This window comes from Pseudonocardia zijingensis (assembly GCF_042657305.1).
In the GTDB taxonomy this organism is placed as follows: Bacteria; Actinomycetota; Actinomycetes; order Mycobacteriales; family Pseudonocardiaceae; genus Pseudonocardia; species Pseudonocardia zijingensis.
In genome coordinates, this window is sequence record NZ_JBHSKO010000056.1 from 1 (window position 1) to 9,860 (window position 9,860).

The 9,860-nt window shown below is 74.1% G+C and carries 1 protein-coding gene; it reads left to right on the forward strand.

Features of this window, described 5'->3' with window-relative positions; genetic code table 11:
* Positions 1 to 27 precede the first annotated feature (27 nt).
* Positions 28 to 9,860, forward strand: a 9,833-nt coding sequence (locus ACFPL3_RS41775) for an alpha/beta hydrolase (protein ID WP_379590993.1), incomplete at its 3' end; no start/stop codon positions are given.

Sequence of the window (9,860 nt, forward strand, 5' to 3'; positions counted from 1 at the left end):
GCGGGGCACCCGCGTTCGGGTGCGGAGTTGGCCACGGCGCGTCGGCAGATCGAGTCGGGCCGGTTGCCGGTGTACAACCCGCATCTGCGGGAGTTGCTGCAGGCTTCGGCCGAGGTCGGCTATCTGGTGGTGTTGCACAACGACTTCGGTCTGGCGCGGGTGACCGGGAACGGTCGGTTCTCGGATGTGACGCCGGATGAGCGGTTCGGGGCGCCGTTGCTGGCGTTGTTGGCGCAGTACCCGCAGGCGAAGATCATCCTGGCGCACCTGGGTGTCGGGAAGTTCACGACGATGTCGGTGGGGCACCTGGATCTGATCGGTCAGGTGCTGGCGGATCCGCGGTTCGATCACGTGAGTTTCGACATCTCGTGGAACGAGGTCGCGCGGCATCTGCTGGCGGTGGAGGCGGATGGTTCGACGCCGATCCTGGACCGGTTCATCGAGCTGGTGCGCCTGCACCCGGACCGGTTCATCTTCGGGTCGGATGCGGTGAAGCCGGAGTCGAACGCGCAGTACTTCCGCCACCACCACGACCTCGAGCCGATCTTCATGCGGATCCGCGACGAGGTGGGTGCGGACGCGTTGGCGAACGTCCGCTACCGGGTGCTGGAGACGCGGTTGGCCGACGCGCAGCGCGACGTCCAGCAGTGGGTGTTCAACGAGTGGTCGGATCCGACCTCACGCAAGCAGTGGAACGCCCTGTTCGACGCGTTGAAGCTCAGCCCCGAGCGGCGCCGCCACACGCAGGACTGGTTCGCGGACCGTGAGCTGACGCCCACGGCGCCGGGGGCGGGCCCCGACTACCTGCTGCCGGACGGCACCTCGGTCAACGGGTCGCCGATGCTGCTCGGGGTGGACAACCGCCAGGTGCAGAGCCTGGTCGGGTGGCACAACGCTGTGGTCCCGGCCGTCGTCGAAGGCAGGCGCCTGTCCGTCCGGTTGATCATCTCGGCGCTGCGTGCCTCGTGGTTCGACCACAAGAACGCCCGCGACGACCGGCGGGCGGCGCGTGAGGCCCGCCGCGCGGCACGGGCGTTCGAGCTGGAGGCCGCGACGCACACCGGCGAGCTGGGCCTGCTCGACGCCGCGGGCGACCCGTACACGGTGCAGGCGCTCATCTCCGCAGGCCAGACCGGGGCGGCGACCACCCCGGCATGGGCGCGGCAGGTGCTGGAACTGACTCAGGAGTCCGAGCTGCGCCGGCTCGACGACACGGCCGAGCGGAGTCGCACCCGGGCCCGTCTGATCCGGCACACCGCGATCGCGGCGGTGGTGTTCGCCGGTGTGGTGGCGATCGGTGGCTGGGCCCTGTGGCCGGTGCTGACGACCACGACGGCGGGCTACGTGGCGTTCGCGGTGCGCGGTGCGGTGAACCTGCACCGCGGTGCGTACAGCCAGCAGATGCGCGTGCTGGTGGAGTCGATCCTCGAACGCGGCCAGTTCAACGTCGGCACCATCCAGCACTTGATCAAGACGATGCGCGACAACGCGTACTTCGATCGCGCCACCCCGCAGCAGCTCGACGACTTCCGCAGGGTCGTCGCGGAGTCCCTCAGGGAAGCGGTGGTGCTGGAGGAGAAGCAGCTGGAGCCCGATGAGTCGGTGCGGAGCCGGTTCGAGACGGCGTTGAAGGAGTTCTCGCAGTTCCTGGACCGGGACGGGAACGCGCTGGGTGCGCAGGCGCAGTCGTTCCACGCGCTGAACCCGCACAGCGGGCTGCTGGGCCGGCTGCTGAACACCGCGCTGGCGGCGACGTTCGTGGTGAACGCGTTCGGCCACTTCCACGGTGTCGTGACGACCGACGGCTTCGTCATGGTCGTCAACGCCGCCTTCCTGCTCGCGGACCTGCTGTTCCTCGGCCAGGCCGCCCCGTCGGCGATCACCGGCTGGGCGGGCTGGGACGTCGGGGCCCACCCGCTGATCCGCAAGCTGGTGCACCAGCGGGCCCTGCCGATGATCACGGTGGCGAACGTCCTGCTGACCGTGCAGTTCGGGTTCATCGACAGCTCGCCGATGGTCATCCCCGCGATGGCGCTGACCTTCTCGTCCGGCTACCTGACGATCCTGGGCCTGATCAGCGAGGGCAAGCTCGGCCGCCTGGCGCCGCGGCGCGGCGCGATCGCGAACGGGGTGCTCAACGCCAGCCTCATGGTCTTCGGGGTCGTCACCCTGCTGCCGGGCCACGGGTGGCACCTGCTCGCGGCGGCGGCGGTCGCACTGGTCGTCCTCCGGGCGGCGGCGCGGTTCGACACCTGGCGGGCCACCCGGCCCCGAGGCGGCGGCCCGGCCCGGCTGTCGCACGCGGGCATGAACCACCCCCGCTCGGCGATCATCCGCACCCCTGGTCGGACCGTGTCCGCCGACGCGCTCGCGGCCTTCGGTGACCGCGTCGGCGTGGAGCGGGACGCGTTCCGGGTCGCCGGGTGGCCGCTGCTGCTCGTCCACGTCGGCCTGAACCGCGACGTCCACACGCGGACCGGTGTCGACGACCTGGTCCTCTACTCCGACCGGAACATCAACGTCGACGCGCGCGTCTGGGCGGTGCTGCGCGAGCTGGCCGGCACGCACCCGGACGTCGTGCGCGCGCTGCTGGTGCACGAGCTGACCCACCTGGCCCACCCGCGCTGGACCGAGGAGCAGGTGCTCGCGGCCGCGCCGCTGCCGCGGTCCTGGCCCACCGCGCTGCAGGCCGCCGTGACGGAGGCCGGTCGCCCCTACTCGCTGTCGGTGCTCTTCGAGACCATCGCGCAGCAGCCCGGGATCAGCGCGGTCGAGCTGGCACGGGGCTCGCCGCACAGCGGCACGGCGCTGCACCGGAAGCTCGGGTGGCTCACCGAGGCGGGCCTGCTGGTGGCGCACCGCGAGGGGCGCACCATCGTCTACCACGTGCCCGACGGGGTGCTCGAGATGCTCGCCGGGCAGACCGCTCGGGCGCGGGCCGCGTGGGCGGTGCTGGAGCCCTGGTGGAGCACCGATCCCGGGCTGTCGAAGTCCGGTGCCACCCGGCGGTTCGCGGACGCGGTCGCGGAGGCGCGTCGCGTGTCTGACGGCTTGCTGGGCGAGCTGCCTGCCGCGCCGGGCACGGGCGCCGACGCGCACCCGCACTCGGTGGGCGCGATGCTCGACGCGATCGGCGCCCGGCCGGAGGGCATCACCCTCGACGAGCTGGCGCGCACCCTGGGGCTGCCGTACCAGACGGTCCGGGACCGGATGGACCGGATGGTCTCGACGTGGGGCCTCGTGACGGTGTCCCGGCAGGGCCGCGAGAAGAGCCGGCACGCGCTGAGCCCGAAGGCCTGGGAACTGCTGGCGGACCTGGTGGCCCTCGGTGAGATCAGCCTGGGCCCGCGCACGGCCGAGCGCCTCGCCGGCAGCGGTGCCGTCGCCGATCCCGCGCGCCGCGACGAGCCGGCCGAACTGGGCCGCGCGCTGCGCGTCGACCTCGGCGGTGCTCCCTCGGCCAGCCGGGCCGTCACCCGCGCCCTCCGCGAGCCGGCCCGACCGGACGTGGGCGAGGGCCCCGCCCCGGCGCCGGTCCCCGCACCTCCCGCACCCGCACGGGACGAGCCGCGTCCCGGTGTCCCGGCGGGCTTCGACGGCGTGGTGGCGGAGTGGCGGTTCCTGCGCGCCGACGGCAACGGGCTGACCCGCCTGCAGCGCCGCGCCCGGATGGCCCGGCTCAGCACCGCGCTGACCGGGCAGCTGAACCAGGTGCCGCCCGCCGACCGCGCGCCCCTCGTCGCCGCGTTGCAGCGGCTGGCGCCGGGGATCGCCGAGCTGATCGGCCCGCTGCGGCCCGCCGCGGACCCGAAGCGGGAACCGCGCCGGCCGCGCGGACCTCCGCCGCACGCGTTCGCGCTCACCCGCACCGGGTCACCCGCCGTGCCGGGCGAGCCGGAGGCGGCGGTGCTGGCCGAGCTGCGCGAGGCGGGTGCGATCTCCGCCGCGGAGGCCGACGACCTGCTCGTCGCGAGCCCGAGCGGCAGGTGGTCGGAAGCCGAGATGTCGCTGCGCCTGGTCGACGGGCTGCACGAGCGGCTGACCGAGGCCGGGTCCGACCTGCTGGTCGTCTACCTGGTCGACGTCTCGACCCGCGAGGTGTTCGCCGACCGCGCGTTCTTCGAGGACTGGCTGCGGTCGACGTCCGAGACGACCCGGCGCTTCCTGGAGGACCACGAGCTCGCCCACGTCGTCCACGCCGATCCCAGCCACCGCGAGCGCGACGTCTGGGGCGACTACCCGCGTCCGGTCCGCCGCGAGCTGGCCGCGATGGCACGCGACGTGGCAGGTGGCAGGCCGTGGTGGCAGCGGACCGCCGTGAACGCGGCAGGCGCGCTGCGCCGCGTCGCGCTGCTCGAGCCGGAGCGGCCCGGGAGCCTGCGCGTGCTGCTGGACGAGGTGGCCGCGCACCCCGGGAGCACCGCTGACGAGTTCGACGTCGGGCTGTCGGCGCGTGACACGCGCACCTGGCTCCGAGCGCTCGCCGAATCGGGTCTCGTGCAGGTCGACGACCGGGCACGCCGGCAGCGCTTCTCGATCAGCGAGGAGGGCGCGGCGCTGCTCTCGCGGCTGGACCGCCGCGGTGCCGAGGTCGACCCGGCGCGCCGGCGCCAGCTGCACCGGGTGGCCGACCTGCTCGACGCCCCGCCCGTCCGGGGCCCCCGCCGATTGACCGATCAGCTCCGCCCGCTGCTCGCCGCGGTGGGCACCAGCCAGGCCGCCACCGCCCGCTGGTGGAGAGGGCTGAGCCAGGTCTCCCAGATCGAGGAGCCGACGCGCCGCCCCGAGCTCGGGAACATGGACGGCATCCCGGCCATCGACCGGCACCGGATCAACGTCCAGGCTCTGCGCAACGACCAGCAGCTGCTGGAGCAGCAGCTGGAGCTGCTCCAGAGTGGGCTGCTCACCCTGCTCGGCGTGCGCCGGGAGCAGATGGTGCTGCGCGCCAAGCTCGCGGGAATCCGCACGCTGCTGGCCGAGCTGGAGGCCGACGCCTCGCTGCTCCTCCTCACCTACGACATCAGCAAGGTCCGCGGGCAGGCCGCGATCTCGGTGGGGAACCCCGACACCGCCGACCACGTGGCGGTGTTCGTGCCAGGCATGCGGTACCGCTTCTCGCGCATCGAGGTCCCGCTCGACCGCGCCAGGGCGATGCGCCGCGCCGCGGTCGAGGCGGGCGCGGACAGCACGGCCGTGATCGCGTGGGGACACCTGCAGGACTGGCCGCAGACCATCCCGAACGCCGGCAGCGAGGCCCCCGCGCGGACCGCCGCTCCCCTTCTGCACAGCTTCCTGGAAGGGCTGCACGCCACCCACCGGGGCGCGCTGCCGCACCTCACGCTCGTGGCGCACAGCTACGGCTCGGTCCTCGCCGGCGTCACCGCCGCGGATTACGGGCTGCCGATCGACGACCTCGTGCTGCTCGGCAGCCCGGGCACCACCCTGGACTCGGCCGCGCAGTTCCACCTGGCCGCGGGCCGGGTGTGGGCGGGCACCGCCACCAGGGACCCGATCCTCACCACGCCGCGGCGCTGGCACAACCTGCTGCCCACCGATCCCCGTTTCGGCGCCACCGTGTTCGACGCAGGCACGGGCGGCACCTACGGGCTGATCGGGCCACACGCCAGCTACTGGCAGGACGACTCCCCGGCCCGGGTCAACACCGGCCGCATCATCGCCGGCGAGCGGGACCTCGTGACCCTCGCTCCCGGCAGGCGGGTGGACGGCACGGGCGGCTCGGGTGGCACCGTGGCGGTCGACCCGTTCGGTCGGGCCCGCCGGGCGATGTCGGGTGCGCTCGCGGCGCTCCACGACGCCGCCGTGCCCCTCGACCCGCAGCGCTACCCGCACCTGCCGCGTGCCCCGCCCGGCGTGACGGTCATGGCGGTGCCCGCCGAGCTGCGCCCGGCCGGTGCGGAGAACGTGGTCGCGTTCGGGTGGGCCGCGCACGGCGGCGTCGTGCTCGTGTTCGAGGACGTCCTCGCCGAGGTCGACGGGCACATCGCCGCCGGCCGGTTGACCGCGGGTTGGTGGACGCGGGTGCTCGCGCACGAGCACGGCTTCCACCTGGCCGGCGACCGGCACACCGGGTTGCGGCACGGCCTGCACGCGGCCCGGCTGGCGGGTGGGTTGGCTGTGGCGCGCTTCCGGGTGTGGGTGGCCGGCCGTGCCTCCGTGCTGCGGGCGGCCGTGGCGGTCACCGGGGTGGCCGTGGTGACGGTGCTCGGGCTCGGCCTGCCCGCCACCGCAGCTGCGGCCGATCCCGGGCCGCCTGCGGCCCGCGTGAGCGTGTCCGCGACCCCGCAGCAGGCGGCGCACGGCCGCGACGTGGTGAGCCAACCCGGCGACTCCGTGACCCGGCTGGCGCGCGGGCTAGGCACCACCCCGGCCGCGGTGCGGGCCGCGGTGCAGGTGCGTAACCCCGACCTGGCGCTTCCGGCCGACGACGTGCCGCTGCCGGTGGGGACGAAGTTCGCGGCGCCTTCCGGCACCGGGACGACGTGGGTGGTGCAGCCCTCGTCCCCCGGTGGCTACGCGGACAGCCTGTCGCGGGTGGCGGACCGGTTCGACCTGGCCGACTGGACGGACGTGGCGGACGCCAACCGGCGAGAGCTCGCGGGCCGCAACCCGAACCTGATCTTCCCGGACGAGACGTTCACGGTTCCGGCCGGCGAGCGCGAACCCGGGGACGGCGGCAAGCCGGGCAAGGAGGAGAAGCCCACCCCGACGAAGCCGACTCCGACCGAGCCGACTCCGACCGAGCCGACTCCGACCGAGCCGACTCCGACGAAGCCCGCCCCGACCACGCCGGCTCCGACCACGCCGGTCCCGACGACGCCCGCACCGACCACGCCTGCCCCGAGCAGCCCGGCGCCGACGACCCCGGTGCCCGGCACCGCGACTCCCAGCCCGTCCTCGCCCGCGCCGAGCAGCTCGAGCCCGCCGACGGCGACCCCGGGCACCCCCGCTCCCAGCACGTCGAAGCCCGGGCCGTCCCGCGCTCCGCCCGCGAAGGATCTGCGGATGACGGGCTGGGGAGTGGTCCTGCTCCTCTCGATCGCGGCGGTGTTCGCTGCGAGCGCCCTGATCTGGCTGGCACGCAAGATCCGTGCCGCGCTGAAGGCCGCGCGCCGCGCGCCGGTGCCCACCCGCCGCTGGGTGGTGCTCGAGCGGCTGCTCGCCGCGCTGGGCACGCCGGACGGCCGCGTGGCCGTGGAGGAGCTCGTGGCCGCCGAGGCGCGTGCCCGGCAGGGCGCCGGCACCGCGACACCGGATGCGGCACGGGATGCTGCCCGGGCACGCGTGGACCGGCTCGCCGGGGACGTGCTGACCGACGCCGCCCGGCTCGGCGTGACCGACCGGGCGCTCGCGCGGGCGCTGCGGATCCCGGTGGGGGCCGCCGCGATGCTGCTGGCCCCGGCCCGCGCGATCTGGGGCTCGGCACCGGACCTGGACGGCCGGTGGCAGATCCTGGTGACGCGCCGGGCGCGGCTCGCCGCTGCGGACGAGGCGATCGAGGAGCTGCTGGCCACGGGGGTGCGCTGGCTGCTCAACCCGGCCGACGGCGCGGCCGTGCCGACGGACGCGCTGGAACAGATCGCGACCGCGCTCGACGTGCCTGTCGCGCTGGTGTGGTCGTGGGCGCTCGCCGAGGGCCTCGTCGACGTGCCGGCGGCGGTGGGTGCGTCGGTGGGTCTACGGATCGACCGGTTCGGCGGCTTCGAGACCCGGCTGCGCCTGGTAGCTGCCGCCCTCGACGACCTGGTGGCGGGCCGGCAGCAGGAGCGGGCGGCGGTCGAACGTGCGCACGAGGCGTTCGATCGGGCGACCGGCCGGATGCTGTCCGGCGGTGCACCGGTGCGGGGTGGCCCGGCGGCGGAGCTCGCCGGTCGCGCGCCGCTGCCGTCGCCGGTGGCGCTGGCTGTGCGGGCCGCGGTGTGGCTGGCCGGCCTGGCCCGCCGCGGGTGGGCCATCGTCGTGCGGGGTCCGCCCGGCCTCGGGTACGCCGCGTGGTTCGCCGGCCTGCACGGGGCGGGCCGGGAGCTGCGCCTGGCCGTCGGCCCGTTCACCCCGGGCCGGGACCGCGGGGTGGCTGCGGCCGAGGGTGCGCTGGCGCGGAACCGGGCGGAGCGGGAGCGGGCGATCGCGGCCGCCGGTGGGATCGCGGCGGTGCTCGACGCGGGCCGGGATGCGGCCGGGTTCGACCAGCTGGCGGCGCGCAACGGGCGCACCCGGCAGGCGGTCCAGCGCCGGGATGCCGCGCTGGACGGGTTCATCTCGGACGTCACCCGCGCGGTGGTGCACGCCGCGGAGGCCGGCCTGCCGGCGCGCGTGATCGCGTTGCTCACCGGCCTGGACTGGGAGCAGGTCAGTGCGATCACGCGGCTGCCGTCGGCGGATCCGCGGGAGCGCCTCCGTTGGGTGGACGCGCTGAGGGAGCGGTGGATCGGCTTCTGGGGTTGGTGGAACCCGGCGGGTGAGGAGCGGGTGACGCTCGCCGACGGGAGGTCGGTGACCACGGCCGAGCTGCGCCGGATGGTGCGTGACATCGATGCCGGTCGGGGTGATTACCAGCTGGCGATGTTGGTGGGTGACCAGCTCGCGGGGATGATCGGCCGCGAGCGGATGGCGGTGTACGACCTGTCGGACGGTCATTTCCACCATCTCGGGTACGACGACCCGCGCAACAACGGTATTGCCGGGTTCCTGCAGCGGTTGCGGGATGCGGGTCACCAGGGTGTGATCACGTTCCACCCGATTCCGCAGCGGGGGATGGGTCTGGCGACGCTGGGTGGGTCGTTCTACTACGGCATCGCGAGCGTGCTGACGCTCGGGTTGTTGTTCAACCAGCCGATGCTGCAGATGTGGGGCAAGTTCCCCGACGTCCGGCTGCTGGACGCGGTGCGGGCACTGCCCGCCGAACTGCGGTGGCGGGCCGTCGTGGGTGTGGTCGGCGCGCGGATGGACGTTCCGGGCGCGCTGGGTTACCTGCGGACCCTGGCGATGCTGAACCCGGACCTGGCGGTGCTGGTCGGGGAGACGACGATCGCGAAGGAGGCGGTCACCGATCTGCTGGGTGACCAGGCCATCCGCACCATCAACCCGGCGTGGGCGAACCTGGTGCAGCGGCTGGTGGCCGCGGTCGGCCTGCTGCGGACGGCGCTGCGCGAGGGCGACCTCGACGCCGGACGCCTGCACGGGCTGCCGGACGAGCTGACCTCGATGATCGGGACCCGGGACCCGGCTGATCCGGTCGGGGTGGCGGCCGGTCTGGCCGACGTGCTGGTGGACAACATCGGCGCGATCGCGGGGCTGCTGGCGGCGGCGGGTCATCCGCGGGCGTCGGCGGAACTGGAGAGGGCGCGGCGGGACATCGCCTCGGGCCGGCTGCCGGTCTACAACCCGCACCTGCGGGAGTTGCTGCAGGCTTCGGCCGAGGTCGGCTATCTGGTGGTGTTGCACAACGACTTCGGTCTGGCGCGGGTGACCGGGAACGGTCGGTTCTCGGATGTGACGCCGGATGAGCGGTTCGGGGCGCCGTTGCTGGCGTTGTTGGCGCAGTACCCGCAGGCGAAGATCATCCTGGCGCATCTGGGTGTCGGGAAGTTCACGACGATGTCGGTGGGGCACCTGGATCTGATCGGTCAGGTGTTGGCGGATCCGCGGTTCGATCACGTGAGTTTCGACATCTCGTGGAACGAGGTCGCGCGGCATCTGCTGGCGGTGGAGGCGGATGGTTCGACGCCGATCCTGGACCGGTTCATCGAGCTGGTGCGCCTGCACCCGGACCGGTTCATCTTCGGGTCGGATGCGGTGAAGCCGGAGTCGAACGCGCAGTACTTCCGCCATCACCACGACCT